Annotated in this window: 28 protein-coding genes; 11 read left to right on the forward strand and 17 right to left on the reverse strand. The window is 33.7% G+C overall.

Going from position 1 to position 25967, the window contains the following annotated elements; all coding sequences use genetic code 11:
* Nucleotides 1-125 precede the first annotated feature (125 nt).
* Nucleotides 126-1154: a DUF4837 family protein gene (locus FEM21_RS13575; RefSeq protein ID WP_051627608.1), complete on the forward strand. Its 1029-nt coding sequence runs from the start codon at nucleotides 126-128 to the stop codon at nucleotides 1152-1154.
* On the opposite strand, the gene FEM21_RS13580 is transcribed toward FEM21_RS13575, so the two are convergent.
* From FEM21_RS13580 to rnpA, 4 genes are all read right to left on the reverse strand, one after another.
* Entirely contained in the window at nucleotides 1151-1957 is an 807-nt protein-coding gene (locus FEM21_RS13580; RefSeq protein WP_035661369.1) for an OmpA family protein, read from the reverse strand. The two genes, FEM21_RS13575 and FEM21_RS13580, sit on opposite strands and share 4 nt — an antisense overlap.
* Nucleotides 1957-3591 (reverse strand): S41 family peptidase, encoded by a 1635-nt coding sequence (locus FEM21_RS13585; RefSeq protein WP_035661372.1) that lies wholly within the window; start codon nucleotides 3589-3591, stop codon nucleotides 1957-1959. The genes FEM21_RS13580 and FEM21_RS13585 overlap by 1 nt, the downstream gene beginning before the upstream one ends.
* 156 nt (nucleotides 3592-3747) lie before the next feature.
* Nucleotides 3748-4122, reverse strand: coding sequence for a hypothetical protein (locus FEM21_RS13590; RefSeq protein WP_152547414.1), 375 nt, complete (start codon nucleotides 4120-4122; stop codon nucleotides 3748-3750).
* A 50-nt stretch (nucleotides 4123-4172) separates the two neighbouring features.
* Entirely contained in the window at nucleotides 4173-4583 is a 411-nt protein-coding gene (gene rnpA / locus FEM21_RS13595) for a ribonuclease P protein component (RefSeq protein ID WP_035661379.1), read from the reverse strand.
* A 122-nt stretch (nucleotides 4584-4705) separates the two neighbouring features.
* Between rnpA and FEM21_RS13600 the strand changes: the two genes are divergently transcribed.
* The 7 genes from FEM21_RS13600 to FEM21_RS13630 all read left to right on the forward strand — a co-directional run bounded on the left by FEM21_RS13600 (nucleotide 4706) and on the right by FEM21_RS13630 (nucleotide 13766).
* Entirely contained in the window at nucleotides 4706-5440 is a 735-nt protein-coding gene (locus tag FEM21_RS13600; protein ID WP_035661382.1) for a lysophospholipid acyltransferase family protein, read from the forward strand.
* Nucleotides 5441-5450: 10 nt separating this feature from the next.
* Nucleotides 5451-6437: an acyl-ACP desaturase gene (locus FEM21_RS13605; RefSeq protein WP_035661385.1), complete on the forward strand. Its 987-nt coding sequence runs from the start codon at nucleotides 5451-5453 to the stop codon at nucleotides 6435-6437.
* Nucleotides 6438-6561: 124 nt separating this feature from the next.
* Complete coding sequence (locus FEM21_RS13610) at nucleotides 6562-7212, forward strand: HD domain-containing protein (protein WP_035661388.1); 651 nt, start codon at nucleotides 6562-6564, stop codon at nucleotides 7210-7212.
* Between the two features lie 223 nt (nucleotides 7213-7435).
* Nucleotides 7436-7825 carry a hypothetical protein gene (locus FEM21_RS13615; protein WP_152547415.1) on the forward strand — a complete coding sequence of 130 codons (390 nt, stop codon included), beginning with the start codon at nucleotides 7436-7438 and terminating at the stop codon, nucleotides 7823-7825.
* A 145-nt stretch (nucleotides 7826-7970) separates the two neighbouring features.
* Nucleotides 7971-9053, forward strand: a complete 1083-nt coding sequence (locus FEM21_RS13620) for an efflux RND transporter periplasmic adaptor subunit (protein WP_035661393.1) — start codon at nucleotides 7971-7973, stop codon at nucleotides 9051-9053.
* Between the two features lie 23 nt (nucleotides 9054-9076).
* Complete coding sequence (locus FEM21_RS13625) at nucleotides 9077-12322, forward strand: efflux RND transporter permease subunit (protein ID WP_035661395.1); 3246 nt, start codon at nucleotides 9077-9079, stop codon at nucleotides 12320-12322.
* Complete coding sequence (locus FEM21_RS13630; RefSeq protein WP_035661397.1) at nucleotides 12315-13766, forward strand: TolC family protein; 1452 nt, start codon at nucleotides 12315-12317, stop codon at nucleotides 13764-13766. Before FEM21_RS13625 ends, FEM21_RS13630 begins: the two co-directional genes overlap by 8 nt.
* Nucleotides 13767-13909: 143 nt before the next feature.
* Here FEM21_RS13630 and FEM21_RS13635 read toward each other — a convergent pair whose 3' ends face one another.
* The 13 genes from FEM21_RS13635 to FEM21_RS13695 form a co-directional block, all read right to left on the reverse strand.
* Nucleotides 13910-14515 carry an NAD(P)H-dependent oxidoreductase gene (locus FEM21_RS13635; protein WP_035661400.1) on the reverse strand — a complete coding sequence of 202 codons (606 nt, stop codon included), beginning with the start codon at nucleotides 14513-14515 and terminating at the stop codon, nucleotides 13910-13912.
* A 21-nt stretch (nucleotides 14516-14536) separates the two neighbouring features.
* On the reverse strand, nucleotides 14537-15220 hold the full coding sequence (locus FEM21_RS13640; protein ID WP_081824707.1) for an NAD(P)H-dependent oxidoreductase: 684 nt from the start codon (nucleotides 15218-15220) through the stop codon (nucleotides 14537-14539).
* A gap of 126 nt (nucleotides 15221-15346) precedes the next feature.
* Nucleotides 15347-16204, reverse strand: a complete 858-nt coding sequence (locus FEM21_RS13645) for a helix-turn-helix domain-containing protein (RefSeq protein WP_051627609.1) — start codon at nucleotides 16202-16204, stop codon at nucleotides 15347-15349.
* Nucleotides 16205-16278: 74 nt separating this feature from the next.
* A complete protein-coding gene (locus FEM21_RS13650) occupies nucleotides 16279-16677 on the reverse strand; it encodes a hypothetical protein (RefSeq protein ID WP_035661402.1) in 399 nt (132 codons plus the stop codon).
* Nucleotides 16678-16694: 17 nt separating this feature from the next.
* Nucleotides 16695-17405: an exonuclease/endonuclease/phosphatase family protein gene (locus FEM21_RS13655; RefSeq protein ID WP_035661405.1), complete on the reverse strand. Its 711-nt coding sequence runs from the start codon at nucleotides 17403-17405 to the stop codon at nucleotides 16695-16697.
* A 93-nt stretch (nucleotides 17406-17498) separates the two neighbouring features.
* A complete protein-coding gene (locus tag FEM21_RS13660; RefSeq protein ID WP_035661407.1) occupies nucleotides 17499-18281 on the reverse strand; it encodes an enoyl-CoA hydratase/isomerase family protein in 783 nt (260 codons plus the stop codon).
* A gap of 9 nt (nucleotides 18282-18290) precedes the next feature.
* Nucleotides 18291-19706 (reverse strand): sensor histidine kinase, encoded by a 1416-nt coding sequence (locus FEM21_RS13665; protein ID WP_081824708.1) that lies wholly within the window; start codon nucleotides 19704-19706, stop codon nucleotides 18291-18293.
* A 129-nt stretch (nucleotides 19707-19835) separates the two neighbouring features.
* Nucleotides 19836-20384 (reverse strand): CopD family protein, encoded by a 549-nt coding sequence (locus FEM21_RS13670; RefSeq protein ID WP_035661411.1) that lies wholly within the window; start codon nucleotides 20382-20384, stop codon nucleotides 19836-19838.
* Between the two features lie 7 nt (nucleotides 20385-20391).
* The gene (locus tag FEM21_RS13675; protein WP_236353652.1) at nucleotides 20392-20817 is read right to left on the reverse strand and encodes a hypothetical protein; all 426 of its coding nucleotides are present in this window, start codon (nucleotides 20815-20817) and stop codon (nucleotides 20392-20394) included.
* Nucleotides 20818-20912: 95 nt separating this feature from the next.
* Nucleotides 20913-21926 carry a ferrochelatase gene (gene hemH / locus FEM21_RS13680; protein ID WP_035661416.1) on the reverse strand — a complete coding sequence of 338 codons (1014 nt, stop codon included), beginning with the start codon at nucleotides 21924-21926 and terminating at the stop codon, nucleotides 20913-20915.
* A gap of 116 nt (nucleotides 21927-22042) precedes the next feature.
* The gene (locus FEM21_RS13685; RefSeq protein WP_035661419.1) at nucleotides 22043-22909 is read right to left on the reverse strand and encodes an AraC family transcriptional regulator; all 867 of its coding nucleotides are present in this window, start codon (nucleotides 22907-22909) and stop codon (nucleotides 22043-22045) included.
* A gap of 136 nt (nucleotides 22910-23045) precedes the next feature.
* On the reverse strand, nucleotides 23046-23573 hold the full coding sequence (locus FEM21_RS13690) for a YceI family protein (RefSeq protein ID WP_236353655.1): 528 nt from the start codon (nucleotides 23571-23573) through the stop codon (nucleotides 23046-23048).
* Between the two features lie 28 nt (nucleotides 23574-23601).
* Complete coding sequence (locus tag FEM21_RS13695) at nucleotides 23602-23970, reverse strand: hypothetical protein (RefSeq protein WP_035661424.1); 369 nt, start codon at nucleotides 23968-23970, stop codon at nucleotides 23602-23604.
* Between the two features lie 153 nt (nucleotides 23971-24123).
* On the opposite strand from FEM21_RS13695, the gene FEM21_RS13700 reads away from it, so the two are divergent.
* The 3 genes from FEM21_RS13700 to FEM21_RS13710 all read left to right on the forward strand — a co-directional run bounded on the left by FEM21_RS13700 (nucleotide 24124) and on the right by FEM21_RS13710 (nucleotide 25953).
* Nucleotides 24124-24513, forward strand: coding sequence for a hypothetical protein (locus FEM21_RS13700; RefSeq protein WP_035661427.1), 390 nt, complete (start codon nucleotides 24124-24126; stop codon nucleotides 24511-24513).
* Between the two features lie 35 nt (nucleotides 24514-24548).
* Nucleotides 24549-25388 (forward strand): DUF5777 family beta-barrel protein, encoded by an 840-nt coding sequence (locus tag FEM21_RS13705; RefSeq protein ID WP_035661430.1) that lies wholly within the window; start codon nucleotides 24549-24551, stop codon nucleotides 25386-25388.
* A gap of 136 nt (nucleotides 25389-25524) precedes the next feature.
* The gene (locus tag FEM21_RS13710; RefSeq protein WP_236353657.1) at nucleotides 25525-25953 is read left to right on the forward strand and encodes a hypothetical protein; all 429 of its coding nucleotides are present in this window, start codon (nucleotides 25525-25527) and stop codon (nucleotides 25951-25953) included.
* Nucleotides 25954-25967: the final 14 nt, after the last annotated feature.

Below are 25967 nucleotides of genomic sequence, written 5' to 3' on the forward strand. Positions count from 1 at the left end.
CATATAATAAGCATATATATCATATTTTTATCTAATATCTGTAAAATTGGAACGATATTAGCTAGGTAAATTATTATTAAAACAAAGAATTACTAAAAACTGAATAAAGCTACAATCGATACAAAATGAATAAGATCCATTTTATATTGCTTTTCTTTTCCATCTTTTTAATTTCCTCTTGTAAACAGGAAAATAAATATGCTAAAAAAACTACTGGAAAAATCAATAATGTCTCTGTAATTATTGATGATTTATTGTGGAATGGCGAAATTGGCGATAGCATTCGAAATAAATTTGCTTCACCCGTAATTGGATTACCTCAGGAAGAACCGCTATTCAACATTAATCAATATCCTGTAAAATTAATGGAAGGCTTTATGACTGATAGCCGAAATATTATCGTTATAAAAAAAGATACCAAAGAGAATTTTAAAATTGTAAAAAACCAATATGCTTCTCCCCAAAATGTATTTCATATATCAGGAAAAGTAGCCGATGATATCTTGTGTCTTATTCAAAAAAACGCTGCAGAAATAGTAAAAACCATTCATCAGACAGAAATTGAAGAATTCCAGCGTATCAACAGAAAGTCACTTTTGAGTCCTAAATTTTTCAAAGAAAACTTTAATATCAATCTTGAAGTTCCGGCAAATTATCAATTGATGCTTCAAAAAGAAGGATTTGCCTGGTTTAAAAAAGAAATTATCAGTGGGAATACAAGTTTGTTGCTATACCAAGTTCCTATTAGTACTATCGAAAACAAAAACAGTAAGATTGCTAATATTATCAAAATGAGAGATTCTATTGGAAAACTGTACATTCACGGAAAAGAATTAAATACCGATATGATTACTGAAGAAGCTTATGCTCCTTATTTTTTCAATATTGTTCTTGACCATAAAAGAGCTTATGAAACGAAAGGAACCTGGGAACTGAAAAACGATTTCATGTCGGGACCATTTATCAATTATGCCATAGTTGACAAAGAGAATGACCGCATACTGGTTTTAGAGGGTTTTTGCTACTCTCCTTCAAAAGAAAAGAGAGATTTGATGTTGGAACTGGAAGCAATTATAAAATCGGTTAAAATCAACAAAAAACCGCCCGTAAAGGAAAAATCAAAAATTATGGCAATGTTTGACAGTAAAAATTAATTCTTAGTGATTAAAAATTCTACTCTTCGGTCATAATCATCTCCTCTGCCCCGCGGAAATTGGTTTCCTAAACCTTTATAACTCATTCGTAAACTGTTTACATTTTTAGAAATTAAATACCTAAAAACGCTTTTTGCCCGGTTCATAGAGAGTTTTCTTTCCTTAGTGGCGCGGTCAATGGCATCCTTATAAACATCGGGCGTACAACAAACATGTCCGCGAATTTCAAATTCTATTGCTTTGTTTCTTTGAAGTATTTCGGCAATTTTATTCAATTCTTTTTGAGAAGAAAGTGTAAGATTGCTACTCCCTAAATCAAAAAAAATGTTTTCAAGATAAATGCGATCGCCTACTTCATGATGTTCCTGAAGCGAATTATAAATTCCTTTACCAAAACTATTTTTCTTTACAATCAATAAATCGACTCTTCGGTTTTTAGAACGAATATCGGCCAGCGTTTCTCCCGAAAAATCATCAATAAGAATACGTCCTTTACCTTCAATAATGACCATTTTATTCTTATCAAATCCATTGGCAATCAAAATACTTTTTACCGTATTGACTCTGTTTTTTGATAATTTTAAATTGTAATCATTATCACCTCTATCGTCACAATAGCCATAGATTTGGATAGATTCCAGTTGTGTGGTATCAATTTCTTTAACAAAATCCCGAACAAGTTGTTCCTGTGCAGCATCAATATTGTATTTATTAAACTCAAAATAAACGGTTCCAATTTTCTTCTCCTGAGCAAACAATGCGCCAGAGACAAAAAGAAAAACTATTAACGCCGATTTTATCATTAAAGTTTTAAAATATTCTTATACACTGCTGTATCATTCAAAATACTAACGGCTCTCTTAATCTCCGAATTAGATTTCATATAATATTCGTAAAATCCTTCCTGATACTGGTATCTTTTTATGAGTTCTTCCAGAATTAAATCCTTGATTTCTTCCTGATTATTATCTAACTGAGTCGCTTCACTTTTTTGAACTGCAGCCAGTAATTGGTTGTATTCATTACTAATTACGCCGTCAATAGCTTCTTTTTTGGCAATAGCCAAAGTATTTTTCAAAGCCACTTCGGTTTCGGTATCAAAAGATAGTTTCTGATTTTTTAAATACTGTTTGAAATCCTGAAAATCAGCATTCGTAAAATTTGGAATTTGGTTACCTAAATTTGGATTCTTGTAATAATACAATGTTGCATAATTAAAAATCCCGTCGTTTTTAAGCAAAGCATTAGCAATAACACTCGTTTTTGCTTCTTTAATTTCAACATCGGGCAAAATTCCGCCTCCGTCATAAACGGTTCTTCCTTTGCGGGTTTTAAACGAATTATAATTAGCTTCCTTAGTTCTAACTGCCACTCCGTTTTCTTTATGGGCATAATCAAGCGCCTGAATACATCTGCCCGAAGGTGTAAAATATCTGGAAATAGTAACTTTTAATTGGGTATTATAAGTCAAATCAACAGGTTTTTGAACCAAACCTTTCCCAAAACTTCTACTTCCAATAATTACCGCACGATCTAAATCCTGTAATGCACCTGAAACAATTTCGGATGCCGAAGCACTTTTATCATTAACGATAATAACTAACGGAATTTCTAAATCTACCGGATCAAAAGGAGTTTTATAGGTATTATTATGCTTCTCATTAATAGATTTTGTAGTTACAATTACTTCATTTTTTGGAACAAATAGATTGCAAATAGAAACCGCTTCACCTAAAAGTCCACCAGGATTGTTTCTTAAGTCCAATACGATACGTTGTGCACCTTGTTTTTTAAGTTCCAATAAAGCTTCTTTGGTTTCATTCGAAGCCTTTTTATTAAAACGACTTAGAACAATATAACCTGTTTCATCATCAATTTTAGCAAAATAAGGAACCGATTTTATTTCGACCTCATCCAGAGAAATCTGAGTAGTATTCACCTTTCCCTGACGCTGGTATTTTATATCAATTTTAGTGTTTTTAGCTCCTTTCAACAATTGGGAAGCATCGTCTTTAAAATCAGCAAGTGCTACATCGCCTATTTGAATAATTTCGTCTCCGGCTTTGAATCCTGCTTTATCAGCTGGGAAATTTTTATAAATTTCTCTAATAATCAGCTTTCCTGGTTTTTGCGTAATCAAAGCACCAATTCCAGTGTATTCACCCGTATTATTAATTTTAAATTTCAAAACATCCTGTTCGTTGAAATAAACCGTGTACGGATCTAAACTCGCCAGCATACCTTTGATTGCACTATCCATCAATTCGCCCGGATTTGTAGCATCTACATAATTTGTATTCAATTCCTTAAAAAGCGTTGTGAAAATTTCCAGCTGCTTAGCAATTTCGAAAAAGTTGTCTTTAAAACTAACTCCAACATATAAAAATGCAGAAGCAACTACCGGAACTATGTATCTTTTTTTTAAGAGGCGAATCATGATGGTGGAGTATATTGTTGGCTACTAAAGTAAAAATAAATCATCAATAATAAAATTGATAAATCATTTGCAATATAATTGTACTGAAAGACTTTTTACTTACCAAAAGATATTTTACAGAATTTACAAATGCGCAGATATGAGTCTTAAATAGGCTTATAAAATATTAAAATATGTTTTTTTAAATTCTTTAGTACTTTCTGTTATTTCCTTTTGTACTTCATAGCTTAACTGCTTAGTTTCTAAACTATTTAGTAAAAACTCATAATATGTTTTATCTACAAATGAGAACATCAAGCCAATTAATTCAGAAATTCTATTTATATCAGAAAAATGTGTCAATTTTATTAACCGGTCAGAAATAAATTTTCGCTCGTTTTCTTTTAGTTCATGTATATTATAAAACTTTACAAATTTTTCTCCCAGAACATCTAATAATTCAATTTGCTTTTGTTCTGTAATTAATGATTCTTCTTCTATAAATTCTTTGAATAAACTATGAAAACATTCTGCTGAAATAACTTCTGACATAAATTGAAATTTTGAGTTAATATCATTTTTATTATTCATAATTTTCTATATTATTTACCCAATTCATCTTCTTTTTCAGAAGATTCTTTTTTCACATTCTGAGCTACAAACTTTTCAAATAATTGAATGGTTTTAGTATTGATTTCTTCATAAGTCAAACGCTCTTTGGTTTGGTAAAAAAACATAAAAGCATATGGTTTATCCAAATTATCAAGAAGAATGTGTTTGTTGAGTCGGTATGTTTCACGAAGAATACGCTTGAAACGATTTCTGTCAACAGCTTTTTTAAAATTTTTTTTAGAAACAGAAACGCCCATTTTAATCTTCTCGTTTTCATTTAAAGAACCCGAATGATAAACCAATCGCAACGGATATTTAGAAACCGATTTGCCTTCAGAAAACAACAACCCAATGCTGATTTTACTTTTTAGTTTTTCGTTTTTCGGATAATTAAAGCTCATTTTTACAGGGGAAACATATTTTTTAGCATACAAAGGTACAATTTAACACTAAACCTATTATTATTTGGGATTTAAATAGCACTAAAAAATTATTTCATACTTTTGCAGCTAATTTTTTAAGAATGCAAAAACTTATTTCGTATCCTATATCCGTAATTTATTATTTGTGTTTTGGACTTACGTTAGTGATTTTCCATCCTATTCAGTGGATTTGCCTGAATGTTTTTGGTTATCAGGCACATAAAAAAAGCGTTGATTATTTGAACTTTTTTTTATTAAGATGCACTAACTTAGTAGGTACGACTTATAAATTTGAAAACCGGAACAACATCCCCGAAGGTGTTCCGTTAATATTTGTGGCTAATCATCAAAGCATGTATGATATTGTAGCTATGATTTGGTATTTGCGTCGCTATCACTGTAAATTTGTGAGCAAGAAAGAATTAGGTAAGGGAATTCCGAGTGTTTCTTATAATTTAAGACACGGAGGTGGTGCTTTAATTGATCGAAAAGATCCCAAACAAGCCATTCCTGAGCTTAAAAAATTATCAGAATATATTGAAACTAACAAACGTTCGGCAGTAATTTTCCCGGAAGGAACCCGCAGTAAGACTGGTGTTCCAAAGGAATTTGCCCAAACAGGATTAAAAATATTGTGTAAAAGTGCACCCTCAGCTTATGTTGTTCCAGTAAGCATTAACAATTCATGGAAAATGGTAAAATTTGGATTTTTCCCTGTAGGTTTAGGAAATCATCTTACCTTTGTAGTTCATAAGCCTTTAAAAGTGAGTGACTATAATTTTCCTGAATTAATGGAGAAGACAGAAAGTGCAGTAGTAAAAGGAATAAAATTTTAATATAAATAAAATGTCTATAAAAAACATTCGATTAGAAGTTATGCAGTTTTTGGAAAAAAACGTGACTGGCTATATGGATCAATATTTGATTCCGGTAGAGCAAATATGGCAGCCATCTGATTTTTTACCAAACTCTGAAGGAGATAATTTCTTAGAAGAAATAAAAGAGTTACGCGAAATCTCAAAGGATTTACCTTATGATTTTTGGGTAGCCATGGTGGGTGATATGATTACTGAAGAGGCGCTTCCAACTTATGAAAACTGGTTAATGGAAGTAGAAGGAGTTGATAATGAAGAAAGAAACGGTTGGTCGGCCTGGGTTCGTCAATGGACAGGAGAAGAAAACCGTCACGGAGATTTATTGAACAAATACCTGTATTTATCAGGTCGTGTAAACATGCGCGAAATTGAAATGACAACCCAGCATCTTATCAATGACGGATTCGACATTGGAACAGGAAGAGATCCGTATAAAAACTTTGTTTACACTAGTTTTCAGGAATTAGCAACTTATGTTTCGCACAATAGAGTTTCACAATTAGCTAAAAGCTATGGCGATAAAAAATTGTCTAAAATGTGTAAGATGATTGCCGGAGACGAAATGCGTCATCACCATGCTTACAGCCATTTTGTTAGCGAAATTTTCAAAGTAGATCCAAGCGAAATGATGCTTGCTTTTCAATATATGATGAAAGCAAAAATTGTGATGCCAGCGCATTTCCTGAGAGAATCAGGACAAAAAATCAGCTCTGCATTCGAATTATTCTCAGATTCAGCACAACGAATTGGAGTTTACACTGCCAATGATTATGTGGAGATTATGCAAAAGCTAATCAACAAATGGGAAATTGATAAAATCTCAGGCTTAACAGATGAAGCCGAAAAAGCCCGTGATTACCTGATGAAATTACCTGCAAGAATGGCTAGAATTTCAGAAAGATTAGTAATCCCTAAAGAATCTCATATTTTTAAATGGGTTGAACCTGCAAGATTGTAGATTTAAGAAAGCAGATTGAAATTGATTTTTGAAATTGTAATTGATATTAATTAAAACATTGAATTGCTGATTTTTGAGGTATTAGACTTTAAAAATCAGCTTTTTTTTATTCCAAGCGCTACACATGAACACAGATTTAATAAACAGCACCATCCTTTTTGTAAAACAAAAATTAGAAAATGCCGAAGGCGGACACGACTGGTTTCATATTGAAAGAGTGTATAAAAATGCTTTATTGATTGCTAAAGAAGAAGTTTGTAACATGCAAATAATACAGCTTGGCGCTTTACTTCACGATATTGCTGATAGTAAGTTCCATGATGGCGATGAATCGGTTGGACCAAAAGTAGCTCGTGAATTTCTCGAATCTCAAAATGTAGCCGAAGATATTATCAGCCATGTGATTAATATTATCGAAAATATCTCTTTTAAAGGAGGTAATTTCGAAAAGAAATTCAATTCGATAGAATTAGATATCGTTCAGGATGCGGATCGTTTAGACGCCCTGGGAGCCATTGGAATTGCACGAACGTTCAATTATGGCGGATTTAAAAACAGAACGCTTTACGACCCTGAAATAGCTCCAAACACTAACATGAGTATCGACGAATACAAAAAAAGTCAGGCGCCAACGATTAATCATTTCTACGAAAAATTATTGCTGCTTAAAGACAAAATGAATACCGAAACGGGAAAAAAAATAGCACAACAAAGACATCAATTCATGGAAAAATTCCTGTCTCAGTTTTATGCTGAATGGGAAGGTGTTAAGTAGTTAACAGTATTCAGTTGACAGAATCCATTATTAAAAAACATTGTAAATTAACACAATCACCTTTTTTTATTCAAAAAAAGTAGTATTTCACCCTGTTTTTTAGTCATTTATCCTGAATTAACAAATATTTATAGAGAACTTCTTGCCAGTATAGTTTAGTAAATATACATTTGTCGCTTTAATGAGAAAGGCAATAAAACATATTATCCCTTTATGTATAATAATGCTACTAAGCAGCAGCTCTTTATATGCCCATACATTAGCTACAACTTCTCTGGTAGCTCATTCATTAAAACGAACACTTTTTACAGAAAAACTAGATCAAACTAAATTAGAACATCTTTTTGACAATCAGTCCTCAATATCTGATGCGATGTTCGAAACTTATCAAAAGAAAGAAATTCTTAGCTCAGACAGTGAAGAAGAAGATTCAGAAACTACGACCGCAAAAAAGGCTGTAGAAAAACAATCTTGCCAACTTTCTTTTTTCCAACAGCTTACAACACCAGCTTTTATAGCTTATACTAAGAAAACTCAGGCTTTCTGCAAAGAGCTTTCCTACCTACCCTCACGTAATTCACTTTATATTATTTTCGAGGTATTCCGAATTTGATTCTAACTTTTTAAACACGAATGTGTTTATACGCTTACACCCTATTTTTAATCCCAATGAAGATTAGCCAAATAAGGTGCATGAGTTGTTGTTTTATTACTTCAGCTTAAAACATTCCATCGTTTCAAAAAGTTAAAGAATCATCATGAAAAAAAATGCAATTTTCATCGGTCTTATGGCCGCATTATGCACTATTGGCTGCAACTCCCATAAAGAAGAAAAAAAAGAAGAAGCTACATTTAATGTTACTAATCCTGTGGCAATGGACACTTCTATTACCAAAGAATATGTTTGCCAAATTCACTCTATTCAGCACATTGAAGTAAGAGCCTTGGAAAAAGGATACCTTCAGAAAATTTATGTTGACGAAGGACAAAAAGTAAAAAAAGGACAAGCCTTATTCGGCATTATGCCAAATGTGTATCAGGCGGAATTACAAAGAGCAAAAGCAGAAGGAAATGCTGCTTCGATAGAATATAAAAACACTAAACTTCTGGCGGACAACAAAGTAGTTTCTGCAAACGAATTGGCTCTTTCGAAAGCCAAATTAGACAAAGCCAATGCCGAAATAAATCTGGCAGCAACGCATCTTGGTTTTACCAATATTAAAGCTTCTTTTGACGGTATTGTCGATCATTTGGTATCAAGAGAAGGTAGTATGCTCGAAGAGGGCGAATTGCTAACCTCACTGTCTAATAATAGCAAAATGTGGGTTTATTTTAATGTTCCTGAAGCCGAATATTTGAATTATATCATGAGTCCGGATAAGAACAAAAAACAAAAGGTAAACCTAAAAATGGCTAATGATATGGTTTTTAATCAATCTGGTATTGTAGAAACCATTGAAGGAGAATTCAATAACGAAACAGGTAATATTGCCTTTAGAGCCACATTCCCTAACCCACAGGGCATTTTAAGACATGGAGAAACAGGAACTATCCTGATGACGGTTCCGTTGAAAAACGTACTTATCATTCCGCAAAAAACCACTTTTGAAGTTTTGGACAAACGCTATGTTTTTGTAATTGACAAAAATGGCGTGGTGAGACAAAGAGAAATTACTATTGGAGCTACTTTAGAAAATCTTTTTGTTGTGAAAAAAGGATTGGACGTAAACGATCACATTCTATTAGACGGATTACGATTGGTTAAAAACAACGAGAAAATCAAGTTTAATGTTGAAAATCCTAAAAAGGTATTATCAACTCTTGATGTTTACGCCGAGTAAAAACCCCTTAAAAACACAACAAAATGTTTAAAAAATTCATTCAAAGACCGGTCTTAGCGATTGTTATTTCGGTCATCATTGTATTTATGGGGTTGCTTGCTATCAAACAATTACCCATTTCGCAATTCCCAGAAATTGCACCAACAACAGTAAACATCTTTATCGCCTATCCGGGTTCGAGTTCAGATGTATTGGTAAAATCAACTTTAATTCCGCTGGAAACAGCTATTAACGGAGTACCGGGAATGCGTTACATAGCTTCCGATGCCACCAGTGCAGGAGAAGGAACCATTCGTGTTATTTTTGAACCAGGTACCGACCCCAACGTCGCCGTAATCAGGGTCAAGACCAGAGTGGATCAAGTGATGCCTTTATTGCCTGATTTGGTACAACGTGAAGGGGTTATCATTACACCTGTTCAGCCAAGTATGTTGATGTATGTTGATTTGTACAGCAAAAACGGCCATAATGTAGATGAAAAATTCCTTTACAATTATGCCTATACGAATATGCTTCGCGAAATTCAGCGTATCAACGGAATTGCCAGTGCTCAAATTCTGGGTAGTCGTAAATATGCGATGCGTATTTGGTTAAAACCAGACAGAATGCGTGCATATAATATTTCGGCAGAAGAAGTAATGAAAGCCATGCAGGAACAAAGTATTCTGGCAAGACCGGGACGTCTGGGGCAAAGTTCGGGAATAAAGTCACAATCGCTCGAATATGTATTGACTTATAGAGACCGTTTTAGCGAACCTCAGGAATACAAAGATGTCATTATCCGTGCCAATGCTAATGGTGAGGAAATAAAATTAGGCGATATTGCCAATGTAGAATTAGGAAGTGAATTCTATGATATCTACGACAATTTAGATGGTAAACCATCAGCTTCTATCGTTTTAAAGCAAACTTTAGGAACTAATGGTAGTGATGTAATCAGAGATGTAAAAGCCAAATTAAAAGATCTGGAAAAAGACCTACCTCCGGGAGTTGGTTACAAAATCAGTTATGACGTATCAAGTTTCTTAGATGCTTCAATCGAACAGGTAATCGATACGCTTAGAGATGCTTTTGTTCTGGTTTCGGTTGTAGTATTCTTATTCTTAGGCGACTGGCGTTCGACACTTATTCCGGTTATTGCCGTACCTGTTTCCTTGATTGGAGCATTCTTCGTTATGCAAATGTTTGGTTTGTCTATCAACCTGATTACCTTATTTGCATTGGTACTAGCCATTGGTATTGTGGTCGATGACGCCATTGTAGTCGTCGAGGCCGTCCACGTAAAAATGGAAGAAGAACATCTCACGCCATTTAAGGCTTCAAAAGCGGTATTAGGCGAAATCGGGGGAGCAATTATCGCGATTACATTGGTAATGGTTTCGGTATTTATTCCTATTTCGTTTATGACAGGACCAGTTGGGGTTTTCTACCGTCAATTCTCAATCACAATGGCGGGATCTATTATCATCTCGGCAGTTGTTGCGTTGACATTGACACCGGTACTTTGTGCTATGTTACTGAAACACAATCACGGTCATGCTAAGAAAAAATCACCTATCGATCGATTTATCGATTGGTTCAACAAAGGATTTGAAAAACTTACCGGACATTATGTGGGTATCTTAAAGCACATTGTGAACCGAAGAGTCATTACTTTCGGGATATTAATTGGATTCTGTTGTGCCACTTATTTTACTAATCAGGCACTTCCGGCTGGTTTTATTCCAAGTGAAGATCAGGGGATGATTTATGCTATTATTCAAACGCCTCCGGGAACGACATTAGAACGTACCAATGATGTTGCTAAAAAACTACAACAGATTTGTGAAAAAATTGACGGAGTTTCTTCAGTATCCTCTTTGGCGGGTTACGAAATCATGACTGAAGGTCGTGGATCGAATGCAGGAACTTGTTTGATTAACTTAAAACCCTGGGACGAAAGAAACCATTCCGTACATGAAATCATGGAAGAACTGGAAAGTAAATCCAAAAATCTGGGTGCTGTTATCGAATATTTTGAACCACCAGCAGTTCCTGGATTTGGTTCTTCGGGAGGATTTTCTTTGCGTTTATTAGACAAAACCAATGGAACAGATTATCAGGAATTTCAAAGAGTAAACAACGATTTCATGGCTGAATTAGAAAAACGAAAAGAACTAACAGGAATCTTTACCTTTTATTCTGCCAATTATCCGCAGTTAAAACTGAATATTGATAACAAAGCAGCGATGCAAAAAGGAGTTTCTATTGGTAAAGCCATGGATAATTTGAATATCCTTATCGGAAGTACTTACGAACAAGGATTTATCAAGTTCGGTCAGTTCTTTAAAGTGTATACTCAGGCAGCTCCTGAATACCGAAAAATCCCTTCTGATTTGGAGAAACTTTTCGTAAAAAACGAAGCAGGCGAAATGGTTCCGTATTCTGCTTTTATGAAAGTAGAAAAACAATTAGGACCTAATGAAATTACACGATACAACTTGTACAATTCAGCTTCTATTCGTGGATTACCAGCTAAAGGATATACCAGTGCCGATGCCATTAATGCGATTAAAGAAGTAGCACAATACAAACTTCCAAGAGGATATGATATTGCCTGGGAAGGATTGTCTTATGACGAGGCTAACAGAGGAAACGATGCTTTGTATGTATTTGGTATCGTATTGATATTCGTTTATCTGGTTTTGGCAGCACAATATGAAAGCTTTGTAATGCCATTGGCTGTACTGCTATCGTTACCTGTTGGATTCTTTGGTTCATTCGCATTATTACAATTAATGGGATTATCGAATGACGTTTATGCCCAAATTGGAGTAATCATGCTTATTGGATTACTCGGTAAAAATGCCGTATTAATTGTCGAAGTCGCCGTCCAGAAGCGGGCACAAGGCATGAGTATTGTTGATGCCGCCATGGAAGGAGCTAAACTGCGTTTCAGACCTATCCTGATGACCTCATTTGCCTTTATCGCCGGATTGATTCCGTTAGTTATTGCAACTGGTGCCGGAGCCATTGGAAATCGCACTATTGGAGGTTCTGCTATGGGAGGAATGATTATCGGAACAGTATTCGGAGTTTTCATCATTCCTGGATTGTATTACACTTTTGCCAAAATGAGCGATGGTCGTAGTTTGATTCAAGACGAACATACCGAACCGGCTTCAGAAGAATTCATGAGAGCCAGTGAAGGAGAAAGCAGCCTGAAACTGAAACTCAAAGCAATGAAGAAACAATTGAAAGAATTAATGAACAGAGACAACAATGAATAAAGCAATTTTCAAATATAAAAACCTAAGGTCAGGATTAACACTGACCTTAGCTAGCTTAGTTTTTCACAGCTGTGTGCCTACAAAAACAGTTCGTGAGGAAAAAAAGGATTTGCCGGAAAATTTCCAGAATGTGGCTACTCGTGACACGACAAATTCAGCTCAAATAAAGTGGAAAGATTTTTTTGATGATGCTAACTTAGCAGCGCTTATTGACACCGCTTTAATAAACAATCAGGAGCTGAATATTCTATTACAGCAGGTAGACATGGCTAAGAATGAAATTCAGGCACGAAAAGGAGAATACCTTCCGTTTGTAGGTATTCAGGCTGCTGCCGAAGTGGAAAAAGTCGGACGTTATACCAGCCAGGGAGCTAATGATGCTAATACTGAAATTAAGCCTGGTAAAGAATTCCCGGAACCACTTCAAAATTATAAAATAGGTGCCTTTGCCAGTTGGGAATTAGACGTTTGGAAAAAACTTCGTAATGCTAAAAAAGCGGCGGTTATGGAATATCTTTCTTCGGTTGAAGGAAAGAATTTTATGACAACGAATCTAATTGCCGAAATAGCCGATTCTTATTACGAATTACAGGCATTGGATAATAAATTGGAGATTCTTACCCAAAACTTAGAATTGCAAAACAACGGTTTGAGAACCATTCGACTTCAGATGCAGGCAGCCAAAGCTACAGCATTGGGAGTACAAAGATTAGAAGCCGAAGTGTATAAAAACACTGGCGAATTGTACTCAGTAAAACAGGAAATTGTTGAAACACAAAACAAGCTCAACTTTCTAATTGGTCGTTCACCACAGCCAATAGTTCGTGATTCGGAACATTTTATAGATCAAAAAATAGATACTATTTATGCCGGTATTCCTTCACAGCTCTTAACTAATCGTCCTGATATTAGACAGGCGGAATATGAATTGCAGGCAGCCAAACTGGATACACAGGTTGCTAAAGCTAATTTCTATCCGTCGTTTACGTTAAGAGCTGGTGTAGGATTAGAATCCTTCAAGACAAAATATCTGACTACAATGCCAGAATCTTTGTTGTACGGTTTAGCCGGCGATATGGTAGCTCCGTTAATCAACAGAAACGCAATTAAAGCTGCTTATTATAATGCTAACGACAAACAACTGCAAGCTATTTTTGATTACGAAAAAACGGTTTTAAGTGCTCACATCGAAGTTTTAAATGGTTTGTCTAAAATTGAGAACCTAAGTAAAAGCTATGCTCAAAAAGAACAACAGGTAGCTGCTTTGACTAATTCTATCGAAATCACCAATAAACTTTTCAGCGCAGCAAGAGTCGATTATATGGAAGTTTTATTAACGCAGCGTGATGCTTTAGAATCTAAAATCCAATTAGTAGAAACTAAAAAAGAGCAACTCACCGCCAGAGTTAATATCTATAAATCCTTAGGAGGTGGATGGAATTAATGCCATTTTAAAGTTTTCATAGTCTTTAAAACAGTTCCTAAAAAATGCAAAGCCACTCATTTTAGAGTGGCTTTGTTATTTTGTAAAGGAATTTCAACGCTAACCTAGTATCTTATAACTTTTATCTACTGTTTTTGATAGGTCTAAATGTCCAATACTTTCTCCAAATATTTCGGATAATTTTCCAAACACCCTACAATATCGCCATCTTTGAAAATGTCAAAGCAATTATAGTCAGCCACGATTTCTACACCGCAAAAACGATAATTACTGGTAATTTGAATGAGCACATCAGCCGTACTTTTACCTTCAAAAAGTATTTGATTGGGGTCATCGAAACTTTCTTTTGGTGCGTTCCAAGTGGAAGAAACCATAAACTTTTTGCCCTGCATTTTCCCGCCAGTTCCGTATTGTCGGGTTGCATCTTCACGAGTTCTGCCATCGCCTGAAAGAAATTTGGCACTATGAAGTCCGCTGTTGAAAACTTCGTCCACATATTTTTTGTAAATCCACGGTGCACCAAACCAATTAATGGGTGTTTGCAAAATGATAAAATCTGCTTCCAAATGTTTTTCTACTTCTTCGTCTGCATTGTAACCGTCTTCTACTTTGGTTTCTAAAACCTCAAAACCTTTTTCGATAAAAAATGCTTTTGCTTTTTGATGGAAAGCGTCATTCAATACACCTTCAGACCAATTTGGATAGTTTAAATGGGTATTGATTAAGAGTACCTTTTTATTTGATTTCATTGTAATTGCTATTGAATATTTTTATTTAATGTTAAACACTTTTTGCAAATAGGCAGGATAATTTTCTAAATCTTCTTTGATGTGTTTGTTGTGATACACATCGTAACAATAATGTCCGGGAACGACTTCAAAGCCCGTGAATAAATAGTTTGCAGCTATATTAAACAAAGCATCATCGGCGGTCTTACCTTTCCAAAGTGGATTTTCAGGATTGTTGAAGCTTTCTTTTGGTGCGTTCCAAGTGGCAGAAATCATAAATTTTTTGCCTTGCATTTTTCCGCCCATTCCGTATTGTTTTGAGCCTTCCGCTTCCGAACGTCCATCACCCGAAAGAAATTTGTTGCTTTTCAATGCACTGTTAAAAACTTCATCTACATATTTTTTGTAAATCCAAGGTGCATTTTCCCAATTTACTGGTGTTTGAAGAATGACAATATCTACCTGAAGATGTTTTTCAACTTCTTCATCAGCATTATAACCGTCTTCCACTTTTGTTTCTAAAACTTTGTAATGTTTTGAGATGAAAAATTCCTTTGCCACATTGTAAAATGAAGCATTTAATTTTCCTTCTGACCAACCAGGATAGGTTAAATGCGTATTGATTAGTAGAACTGTTTTTTGCTTAGAATTTTTAATTTGTCCAAATAAACTGCTTTCTAATGACAGTAATATTAGCACAGTTATAAAAGTTATTTTTGCTTTCATTGTTTTATTTTAAAATGATAAGACAAAATTAAAACCTTCAAGTGCAATCAATGGAAACAGAATACTACAAAAAAAGAAACAAATTACTGATTGCGAAAAAACGCCTTGAAAAAGCGTTCTATATCATTAATTAAATTGTTGTCGATATTCTTTCGGGCTTAAACCTACTTGCTTTTTAAAGAACTTTGAAAAGTAGTTTGGATATTCAAATCCTAGTTCGTAAGCAACTTCTGTTGTATTTAGTTTTTGATTTTCAACTAACAATTCTTTCGCCCTTTTAATCACATAATCATGTATATTTTCCAAAGCTGATTTCTGGGTAAAATGTTTTACAATGTCGCCTAAATAATTTGCCGTCAAGCCCAATTTATCTGCGAAATATTGAACATTTGGAAGTTGGGAAACCGGTTGATTATAATAGTCAATCAAGCTTTGTTGAAAATCTGTAACGATATGATTGTATTGTTTCGGATCGGTAGAAAACTGTCTTTTATAAAAAGCTTCGACCAAAGAAATCACTACGTTTACATACGATAACAACACGTTGAAATTTCGTTTTTCACTTTCGTAATACTTCATCATCAACTTAAAAACCGCAGAAATTTCTTCAACTTCTTCGTCTGTCAAATACAAAGCTTCGTGTTGTCCGTAATCCAAATAAGTTTTGAATAAATATCTGTTTTCTTCAATGAATTTTTTTGAAAGTTGCAGATACATTCCTTTATAAGTCGGTTCTACATCCCAACCAGCAGGAACAACCAAATTCGGACTATTGAAAAATATAGCAGTAATTGGTTTTCTTGTTTGTGTTGTTTTATTTACAAGATTTATTTTGATAGAAATTCTGTAAAAGTCAACCGAAATAGGTTCAGATTTTGACAACATATTTGGCGGATCGTAAAAACCAACGTCAATGTCATTGTCCAAAGGTTCGTTTAAACCAAGATATTCGTTATAAAATTTAAAATCTGTAAAATTTTTCATTTAGTACTGTGTTACTTAACGTGATATTTTGTTAACTAAAAGCTTGCTAATAACTAAAATACTAATTGCTTTCTTTACATCCCTCTGGCTTTCATCTCTAAAATCACATCTGAAGCATTAAGGAAAGTAGGCGCTTGTTCGGTAATACTACCCGCTCTTTTCTTGTTGAGTTTAAAAACCACATCGTTTTCGGTAGTAAACAACAACGCACTTAAAAACGGTTTATTCATATAAGAGGCTAAAATTGGGTAAGTATCATCCAAACTATGAAAACTCTCTACTTCTTCGGTTTTATATCTTGCGATTACAGACATTTTTATCACATTATTTTCATCTAAAACAGGGCGAACGTAGATATTCTTTATTTCGGTATCGCCAATTGTTTTTGCCAGCGTTAATTTGGCAAAAGTTTTATCCTCGATACTTTGTTTCACTCTTTCCCAAAACAGGGCAAATATAGGCTCGTATGACATTTTATTATTTTAACTATTTATTCTAAAAATTCGCAAATCACAGGTAAATGGTCACTTATTTCCAACCATTTTTCAATATTTCCAATTTCTACATTCTTCAAATTTGATGAGAAACATTTACTTCCAAAAACATAATCAATATGATAAGGTTTCTCTAAATTTCTATGGAGAAAAAAAGTTGGCAAACTTTCTTTTCCTTGTTCTTCATTATAGAATTTATGATAAAAACTTTCAATTCCAATATTATCCAATTCTTTAATAACATCTGAATGATTCCACCACCTATCCCATTTATCCCAACTTTTATTACTGTTTAAATCGCCAACTATCAAACTTTTACCCAAATACTTCTTATTTACTTGTAAGTACTTCCAAAATTGACCAATATATCCGAATGTCGGTGAATTGTTACTATGAGCCCAAACAGCTAACAATTCAAATTCATTATTTACAGAACAAGGTAAAAAGTATTTTACCTTATGATCTTGAAAATTATCTGACCAATCTAACTTTTGTAATTCAATATTTGAAGTTGCAAAAATACCTACTCCTTTATTTTTATTATCTCCAATCCATAAATGATTATTAGCCCAATTAAAATATTCAGTATGTTTTAATTCAAATGGATTTTCACATTCTTGAATGATATAAATATCAGCATTTAAACTTTTTAAATATTCAAACTTTTTTCTTAAAGCACCATTACAATTCCATGTTACAATTTTCAAATTGACAACCTTTTAAATATAATTCTGTTAATAAATTATTTCTCGTTCTAATTATTAGACTGAAAACTACCTTCTGAATACTGCTTTCTGAAATTATTCTCCCGTAAAAACGGCTTTTCTTTTTTCTAAAAAGGCTTTAGTTCCTTCTTTAAAATCATCTGTTCCAAAACATTTTCCAAAAGATTTTATTTCGGTTTCAAAACCATTTACGTCTTCTTTGAAATTAGCATTGACTGATTTAATAGCCATACCAATTGCCGATGGCGAATTTTTAATCATTTTTTGAGCTAAAGCATTACTGAAAGATACTAACTCATCGGCTGGAACAACATGATTCACTAAACCTGTTCGATAAGCTTCATCGGCTGTAATCATTTCAGCAGAAAGAATCATTTCTAAAGCACGTCCTTTACCTATTAATTGTGGTAAACGCTGCGTTCCTCCATAACCGGGAATTAATCCCAAAGAAACTTCAGGCAATCCCATTTTAGCATTATCTGATGCTACACGAATATGACAAGCCATAGCCAGTTCTAATCCGCCACCAAGTGCAAATCCGTTAATAGCGGCTATGACAGGTATTCTTAAATTTTCGACAAAATTGAACAGGATTTCCTGTCCTTTGGCTGCTAATTGTATGCCCTCTTCTACCGAAAAATTAGCAAATTCAGCAATATCAGCGCCCGCTACAAATGCTTTTTGACCACTTCCGGTTACAATAATAACACGTGTATCGCTATCTGTTTCTAATTCTTTAAAAGCATGATGCAATTCCTGAATAGTAATTTTATTTAAAGCATTTAATTTTTCCGGACGATTAATAGTAATCGTTGCAATAGCATCCTCTTTAGCAATCAAAATATTTTTGTAGCTCATGGTATTGATTTAAGAGTTAATAATAGGAAGCGAAACCGTAAAACAGGTTCCCTTTCCGTATTCGGTTTCAAAACTGATAGTACCTTTATAATTTTCGATAATATTTTTAATAATACCTAATCCTAATCCCATTCCGCTGCTTTTAGTAGTAAATTTAGGTTCGAATATTCGATTAACATCTTCTGCTTTAATCCCTATTCCATTGTCCTTGACCAGAATTAAAACATTATTTCCGTCTCTTTTTACCGAAACTGAAATGTTTTTATTTTCCTGGTTTTCAGGAATCGACTGAATGGCATTTTTAACTAAGTTAGTAATAATTCTAATTAATTGGGTACGATCTATTATCGAAATTATCTCTGGAGCATCACTTTCGAAAACAACATTATTTTCATTAAAAATATCCAAAGCTAATTCGACTACATCTACCACATTCAGCGTTTCATTTTGCTGTGCCGGCATCGAAGCAAAATTGGAAAAAGCCGAAGCCACAGCCGTCATCGTATCAATTTGCTGAATCAGGGTTTCTGAGTAATCCCTCATCTTCTGCATGATATTTTCATCTTCAGGATTAAATCTTCGCTGAAAACTCTGTACAGTCAATCGCATTGGCGTTAGCGGATTTTTAATCTCATGTGCCACCTGTTTTGCCATTTCGCGCCAGGCTTCTTCCCTCTGGCTTTGGGCTAATTTAATAGCACTTTTTTCGAGTTCATCCACCATTTGGTTGTAACCATTAATCAGCAAATTAATTTCTTTACTGCTGGCGGTAAGTAAGATTTTTTCGTTTTTTTGATTCAGACGCGTCTCGTTTAATTTATCTGAAATGGTTTTTAAAGATTTGGTAATATAAGCCGAAAGAAAGTAAGCCAAAGCAAAAGCCACAATCAACATAAAAGAATATACCTGTCCTAATCGAATAAGGAAACTATTTAATTCTTTTTGATAAAAACCATCATCCTCTTGATAAGGCAAATTTAAAACCCCTAGCGGCTTAAATTTATCGTCTTTGATTTGGGTAAAAGAAGAACGGTTTTTTATTCCGTTTATAGTTTTTATATCCACAAAACGCTTTTCAATTGAAGAGCGCACCAGTTTCAGTATGTATTTAGGAATTGGAGGCGAAACCTTATCTACCGAAAATGATTCTTTAGACGATTTTAGCAACTTCCCCTCAAGGTTATAAATATTGATTTCACTATTATGAATATGCGCAATTTCATGGATTTTATCCTTAAAAATTAACTCTAAATTTTCGGTAGTAAGCGGATAAGTTGTTGTAGAAAGCACATAATTAATATGTTCACGAACGGCATTTTCCTTGCGTTCCAAACGCTCTTTATGGTATTCCATTGCCTCGTTTTTAAACTGAATAATCGAAATCGAAGCTAACAAAATCGAAGCTACAATAATCACTACGATCATCGAAAGAAAAATTCGAACCCGCAATGAAAGCATCGATAATTTGAAGATTTTAAGCATTCTTTAAAGTTGTGTGTTATGAGTTGTGTGTTATGTGTCATAAACTTACAACGCATAACCCATAACTCATAACTATTTTCTCTCTCTTATTCGTTTATAAAATTTAAAACCCAGCATAATTAAAACCGAAAATAAAATAATTCCGATTACACCGTAAATCCAATTTACGGCATTTTTCAAAATTACTAAGAAAACCACAGCAAAAAGTATAATTGTTGCACCTTCATTCCACAAACGCATGAAATTAGTAGTGTATTTTACCTCATCATTTTGCAATTGTTTAAATATCTGATGGCATTTTAAATGATACAAATAGAGCGCAAAAACAAAGCCAAGTTTTACATGCATCCACGACATTTGCAGCCAGGCATTTCCTGTAGGAGTAAAAAACAACATCCAAAAAGCAAAAATACTCGCTAAAACTGCTGATGGCCAGGTAATAATGTACCACAACCTGTAACTCATGATTTTGAATTGTTTTTGCAAAATTTCTTTTTCTGGCGAAGGTTTATCGGCAGCTTCAATTTGGTACACAAACAGACGAACAATATAAAACAAGCCCGCAAACCAGGTGATTACAAAGATAAGATGTAAGGATTTTAAGTAATTATAATATTCCATAAATTATTTAATCAATTAAAATTGGTTTAGAATTTTTAGGAATTTGCAAATCATAATTAAAATTAGGAAAAATCTTTTTTAACATTTCTGGAGTAAATTTATGAGTTTCTAGAAAATACCATTTTCTCCCATTATCTTGACTAATTGCTAACAGCGAATATGTTGCCTGCATTTTTCCTTTATTTGTATTTATTGTCAATGTTTCTGGGACAATACAATGCAATTCTTTACCAGCAACATATACTTTTTGAGGTTTTCCAAAAGTAATTTTATCTATAAAAAAACTTTTATCCATTTTTTCAAATGATGATTTTACTGCTTTTAACAGAGCTGGTTTTCCACCTGCCATTTCTACTATTTTTGGATAAGTATAATCAACAATTGTCGAATAATTTTTTTGGAGCATAGCATCCGCCATTTTCTCGCACTCCAATTTAATTTTTTCTACAAATTGATTTTGAGAAAAGGCATAATTACATATCATCAACAAAACCAATATAAAAATATTCCTCATATGTAAATCCTTAATTATTTCGCCCAATCATTAATCCAATTTCCAACTGTTTCGCACCATTCGTCATCATCATTTAAACACGGAATAGCTAAGAAATCTTCGCCTCCGTTAGCTTCAAAATCTTCTTTGGCACGCATGGCAATTTCTTCCAGAGTTTCTAAACAGTCAGAAACGAAAGCCGGTGTTACTACTGCTAACTTCTTGATACCTTTTGCCGGCATATTGTCAATTTCAACATCAGTATACGGTTCAAGCCATTTATCGCCAGCTAATCTTGATTGAAAAGTCAAACTGTATTTATCTTTTGGAATGCCTAGTTTTTCAATTACTAATTTTGTAGTTTCATAACATTGGTGACGGTAGCAAAAATCGTGTGCTGGCGAAGGTGTATTACAACATGAACCATCTATTTTACAATGGGATTTAGTCACGTCGGTTTTACGAATGTGACGCTCCGGAATTCCGTGATAAGAAAACAACAAATGATCGTATTCAAAACCTTCCAAATGTTTTTTCATCGAATCAGCTAAATTCTGAATATAATCAGGTTTGTTATAAAACGCAGGAACATCAGTAAACTTCATATTCGGGAATTTCTTTTTACGAATTTCCTCTGCTTTTACTAAAATTGTCAACGTTGAAGCCATTGCATATTGCGGATACAACGGAAAAAGTAATACATCAGTAACGCCTTTGTCGTGCAATTCCTGTAATCCTTTTTCGATAGTCATTGAACCATAACGCATGGCTAATGCAACCGGAACATCTACTAATTTTTCAACTTTTTTATGCATTCTCTCAGAAAGAACGATTAGTGGCGAACCTTCATCCCACCAAATTTTTGCGTAAGCATGAGCTGATTCTTCCGGACGTTTTCTTAAAATAATTCCGCGAACTAATAATGCACGTAATAAAAATGGAACATCGATAACGTATTTGTCCATCAAAAATTCGTCTAAATACGGTTTTACGTCTTTGGGATTTGGACTGTCTGGAGATCCTAAATTTACTAATAATACGCCTTTCATTTGTAGCTTTTTGTTGTGTGTGTTTAATTTTCGCCAAAAGTAGTACAAGTCACTTTATAGAAATATGATAAATGTTATTTTTTACTTATATTTTAATCTATAAAAACAATATTGTTTTATGCACTTGTATTTATTGACATTAAATATTTTTTTGGAGTGGTTCCAAATTTCTTCTTGAAAGCAGCAATAAAATGACTTCCAGTACTATAACCTATTTTCAATCCTACTTCGTTTACATTATAAGATCCACTGTCGAGTAATTTTCGTGCATAATCCATTTTGTAATCAAATAAGAACCCATAAACCGTGTCGCCATAAATTTGTTTGAAACCCATTTTCAATTTTTTCAAATTCAAACCAACCTGATCTGCTAATTCCTGTAATCCTGGTGGTTCAGCCATATTAGCAATAATAACTTCTTTAGCTTTCTTGATTTTCAATACGTTTTCTTCATCTACAAGAAACGGACATTGCTCTGCATTTGGATCTTCATTTCGATTAAAAAAAAGACTTAACAATTCATATCCTTTTCCTTTGTAATACAGGTTTTTTATCGAAGGATTCAGGTTATAATGAAACATCTGGTTCAAAACAATCGCCATCGAGGGACTGATATCACTTTCGTTATAATACTTTTTATCTTGATTTTCTTTGCTCAAAAAAGGAATATGCTCGGCATCGCTGGTAAACAATCCATGAAATTTTCTAATAGAAACAAATATGGAAATCAACCAGGTTTTAGGTGCAATTTCTAAATTCAGCGGCAACTCTTTTTCGGTATTGTAAAACAATAATGCCTTTTCTTCATTGAGTTTTAAGCTGTAATTTCCCTGATTAAAAATATAGTTGGCACTTCCTTTTAGACCAAAATGAAATTGGATCAAACCCAACTGCACAGGACGCTGAAAAGTCAAAACCTCATCAGTATTATTTTGAAAACGAATTAAAATAAAATCATCGTCAATTTTTATTTCTTCCTCCATTTTTTTGATTTACTTTATTCAACTTAATAGTTTCTTTTGTTATTAAACGAAACTTTGGTCTTTCAAAATTAAATCTTTTTTGATGGTTTATTGTTACTTCCTTCTAATTTTATAAAATCTTTATTGTTTTAGAAAACTATTTCAAGACTCCATTGAGCTGAATGTTAATCTTATTGGACACTTTATTTTTAACCACGGCTGGAATAGAAATATCAAAATCACTTGCATTGACTGAAAAACTGGACTGTAAATGAATGCCTGAATTGGTCTGACTTATTTTGGCAGGAGCTTTAACAACAACGGTTTTTCCGTGAAGTTCTAGTTTCCCATTAATAATAAAATCCTTTGGCGTTGCAGTTAAATTATTGGTATCAAAATTTTCTATTTTCCCTTTAAACAAAGCCTTCGGATATTTATCGCTTTCTACATAATTTTCGTTGAAATGTTCTTCCATCAGCGCCACTTTAAACCGAAATCCTTTCATTAGAGCTAAACTCGCTATTTCGCCTGTTGCCGGATTCAAAACCAGTGTTACATTGTTATTCGTTGCCTTTACCTCTTCAAAAGAAGGTACCGAAGCTTCAAAAACAATCACTGCCGATTTACTTATCTTTTTTTCCTGAGCAATTGCCCAACTTGAAACCAATAAAATGGCTATTACCATGCATTTTTTCATTTTTTCTATTCTTTAATTATTTTTCTAACAATCCATCTTGTTGCCATTTTGCCACAATATCAATACTGGCCTGAGGTAATCTTGGTCCACCTTGCGGCATCAACAAACTATTACCATTGTTTAGTGAAATTCGATTCAATAATCCACGGTTTTGAATGGCATTTTTTACCTGATCATAAGTGACCAGCGGCATTGGAGCGCCATTTCTAGGGGTTGCTGCATGACAGGAAATACAATTATTATCAATAATCGATTTCACATTTTGCTGATATGTTATCACGTTTTCATTCGGCATGTCTTCCATCAGGGTATCCGGATTATCATTAGAACAAGACATTAAAAAGCCAGCAAAAATTAGCATTGGCAAAAGGTTTTTTGATTTCATAACAATTGGTTTTTAGGTTAAAATATTACATCTCTCTGATGATTCATTTACGTTGAAATTGAAACTCTAGTTTTATTATATCCTTTTTTTTAAAACAAAAACCAATTATTGGCTTTTACCGTAAATAAGATTACATCTCTAAAAACCAATCTCATGAACAAAAAACTAGGATACAGCATTTTAATTTTATTAGTAATTGTTTTCGCCATCTATCGCTATACTTATCAAGAGCATAGAAATATTAACAGCGAAAAAGTCTCCTACACAATTACTATTCCCGAACTAGAAAAAGAATTTGCGGCAAATGATAGTATGGCTTTCGCCAAATACCAGGATAAAACCATTGAACTAACGGCAAAAATTACTGCAGTAGATTTCGAAAACAAAGCCATTATTCTGGAAAACAAAGTCTTTGCTACGTTCAATGACAGCTTACCGAAAGGCATTATTTCAGGCAAAACTGCAACAATCAAAGGACGATTTCTAGGCTATGACGAATTACTCGAAGAATTCAAAATAGACCAAAGTTCCATTATTCGCTAAAAAACCATTTAACTAACAACCCAAAATTATATTTTATGAAAAAGCTCATTCTACTCTTATTATTATTTCCAATAATCTCATTTTCGCAAGAAGATTTATTAAAAGGAATCGATACTATTTCTGGAAAAGAAAAAGTATCTGCGGCATTTAAAGGCTTAAAAATTGTCAATCTGGAATCGACTAAACTAGCCGCAAAAGGCGATTTGTATTTTATTGTTGCGCATCGGTTTGGCGCTGTAAAAGATGGTTTTGAAGGTTTCTTTGGATTGGATAATGCCAATACCCAACTTAAATTTGTTTACGGATTGACCGATTGGTTGACCATTAGTGGTGCCAGAAGCGAATTGGCCTATGATTTTTCTACAAAATATACTTTGCTCAATCAAACAACTGATGGTTTTCCAGTAACTATTGCTGGTTTTAGCAGTTTAGCCATAAATAATACGCTAAAAGAAAGTCTCTACCCAAAATTGACTTTTGACAATCGACTGACTTATGTGCAACAAATATTAATTTCCAGAAAATATTCTGAAAAATTATCTCTGGAATTAGCACCAACCATTTTTCACGAAAATTTTGTTGACAATGTGCAACAAGATAATACCCAATACGCCATCGGAATTGGTGGTCGTTATAAATTGTCAAAACGCTGGTCACTTAATGTAGATTACGCTGCACATTTAAACAGAGCTTCTAACTCTATTTATAAAAATCCACTTTCTATAGGTTTTGATTTAGATACCGGCGGTCACGTTTTCCAAATGCATTTTACCAGCTCTCAAGGCATTCACGAAGCGGGTTACTTAGGGCAAACTACAGGAGACTGGACAAAAGGCGATGTGTTTTTTGGATTTAATTTGTTACGAGTTTTTTAAAGAATAAGCCTGTTTCTCTACTGTTTGCTATTAAGTATATTTAAACTAATTCTAAATTAATCTTTTTCTCATAAAATCTAAAACCGTACTAAAGAAACGTTCGTAAATAATTTTCAGAACCTAAAAAAATATGAAAATGAATACAACAATCAAAAAAGTATTAATCGCAGTAGCAGGAATTGCTTTTTTATTCTTTGCTATTTTGATTTTTCACATTATTACAGCCAAACCAGCTGTGTATGAAAGTCCGAATTTACAAGTAAGCCGAATTGATTTTAAATCGACTATCGATTCTGCTCAAGCCAAACAAATTTGTGCCGATTTAAGATCCATCAAAGGTTTGACCTCTGATTCAATTATTATAAAAAGAAACGTAGTTGTTTATTTCCACAATAACAAAATCACTAATTCTGAAAAAGTTTACAATGAATTAATGAGCAAAAGACCTTACGAAGCTGAACGTTTTATTCTACCAGCTAATATGGTCAACAAAGAAGTTTGTCCGGTGGATCAAAACAGTTTTGCGTACAAAGCATCAAAAACAATAAATCAATTTTTTAATTAATCTTTAAATCCAAT

Source organism: Flavobacterium seoulense, assembly GCF_000695795.1.
Lineage (GTDB): Bacteria > Bacteroidota > Bacteroidia > Flavobacteriales > Flavobacteriaceae > Flavobacterium > Flavobacterium seoulense.

Bases quoted from the DNA above. Each gene is read 5' to 3' on its own strand.
- FEM21_RS13605 (WP_035661385.1), top strand. From the start codon at position 5,451: ATGTCTATAAAAAACATTCGATTAGAAGTTATGCAGTTTTTGGAAAAA.
- FEM21_RS13630 (WP_035661397.1), top strand. From the start codon at position 12,315: ATGAATAAAGCAATTTTCAAATATAAAAACCTAAGGTCAGGATTAACA.
- FEM21_RS13575 (WP_051627608.1), top strand. From the start codon at position 126: ATGAATAAGATCCATTTTATATTGCTTTTCTTTTCCATCTTTTTAATT.
- FEM21_RS13645 (WP_051627609.1), bottom strand. From the start codon at position 16,204: ATGAAAAATTTTACAGATTTTAAATTTTATAACGAATATCTTGGTTTA.
- FEM21_RS13670 (WP_035661411.1), bottom strand. From the start codon at position 20,384: ATGGAATATTATAATTACTTAAAATCCTTACATCTTATCTTTGTAATC.
- FEM21_RS13665 (WP_081824708.1), bottom strand. From the start codon at position 19,706: ATGATCGTAGTGATTATTGTAGCTTCGATTTTGTTAGCTTCGATTTCG.
- FEM21_RS13585 (WP_035661372.1), bottom strand. From the start codon at position 3,591: ATGATTCGCCTCTTAAAAAAAAGATACATAGTTCCGGTAGTTGCTTCT.
- FEM21_RS13610 (WP_035661388.1), top strand. From the start codon at position 6,562: ATGAACACAGATTTAATAAACAGCACCATCCTTTTTGTAAAACAAAAA.
- FEM21_RS13710 (WP_236353657.1), top strand. From the start codon at position 25,525: ATGAATACAACAATCAAAAAAGTATTAATCGCAGTAGCAGGAATTGCT.
- hemH (WP_035661416.1), bottom strand. From the start codon at position 21,926: ATGAAAGGCGTATTATTAGTAAATTTAGGATCTCCAGACAGTCCAAAT.
- FEM21_RS13660 (WP_035661407.1), bottom strand. From the start codon at position 18,281: ATGAGCTACAAAAATATTTTGATTGCTAAAGAGGATGCTATTGCAACG.
- FEM21_RS13620 (WP_035661393.1), top strand. From the start codon at position 7,971: ATGAAAAAAAATGCAATTTTCATCGGTCTTATGGCCGCATTATGCACT.
- FEM21_RS13600 (WP_035661382.1), top strand. From the start codon at position 4,706: ATGCAAAAACTTATTTCGTATCCTATATCCGTAATTTATTATTTGTGT.
- FEM21_RS13590 (WP_152547414.1), bottom strand. From the start codon at position 4,122: ATGTCAGAAGTTATTTCAGCAGAATGTTTTCATAGTTTATTCAAAGAA.
- FEM21_RS13635 (WP_035661400.1), bottom strand. From the start codon at position 14,515: ATGAAATCAAATAAAAAGGTACTCTTAATCAATACCCATTTAAACTAT.
- FEM21_RS13690 (WP_236353655.1), bottom strand. From the start codon at position 23,573: ATGGTAATAGCCATTTTATTGGTTTCAAGTTGGGCAATTGCTCAGGAA.
- FEM21_RS13625 (WP_035661395.1), top strand. From the start codon at position 9,077: ATGTTTAAAAAATTCATTCAAAGACCGGTCTTAGCGATTGTTATTTCG.
- FEM21_RS13700 (WP_035661427.1), top strand. From the start codon at position 24,124: ATGAACAAAAAACTAGGATACAGCATTTTAATTTTATTAGTAATTGTT.
- FEM21_RS13580 (WP_035661369.1), bottom strand. From the start codon at position 1,957: ATGATAAAATCGGCGTTAATAGTTTTTCTTTTTGTCTCTGGCGCATTG.
- FEM21_RS13685 (WP_035661419.1), bottom strand. From the start codon at position 22,909: ATGGAGGAAGAAATAAAAATTGACGATGATTTTATTTTAATTCGTTTT.
- rnpA (WP_035661379.1), bottom strand. From the start codon at position 4,583: ATGAGCTTTAATTATCCGAAAAACGAAAAACTAAAAAGTAAAATCAGC.
- FEM21_RS13695 (WP_035661424.1), bottom strand. From the start codon at position 23,970: ATGAAATCAAAAAACCTTTTGCCAATGCTAATTTTTGCTGGCTTTTTA.
- FEM21_RS13650 (WP_035661402.1), bottom strand. From the start codon at position 16,677: ATGTCATACGAGCCTATATTTGCCCTGTTTTGGGAAAGAGTGAAACAA.
- FEM21_RS13615 (WP_152547415.1), top strand. From the start codon at position 7,436: ATGCTACTAAGCAGCAGCTCTTTATATGCCCATACATTAGCTACAACT.
- FEM21_RS13705 (WP_035661430.1), top strand. From the start codon at position 24,549: ATGAAAAAGCTCATTCTACTCTTATTATTATTTCCAATAATCTCATTT.
- FEM21_RS13640 (WP_081824707.1), bottom strand. From the start codon at position 15,220: ATGAAAGCAAAAATAACTTTTATAACTGTGCTAATATTACTGTCATTA.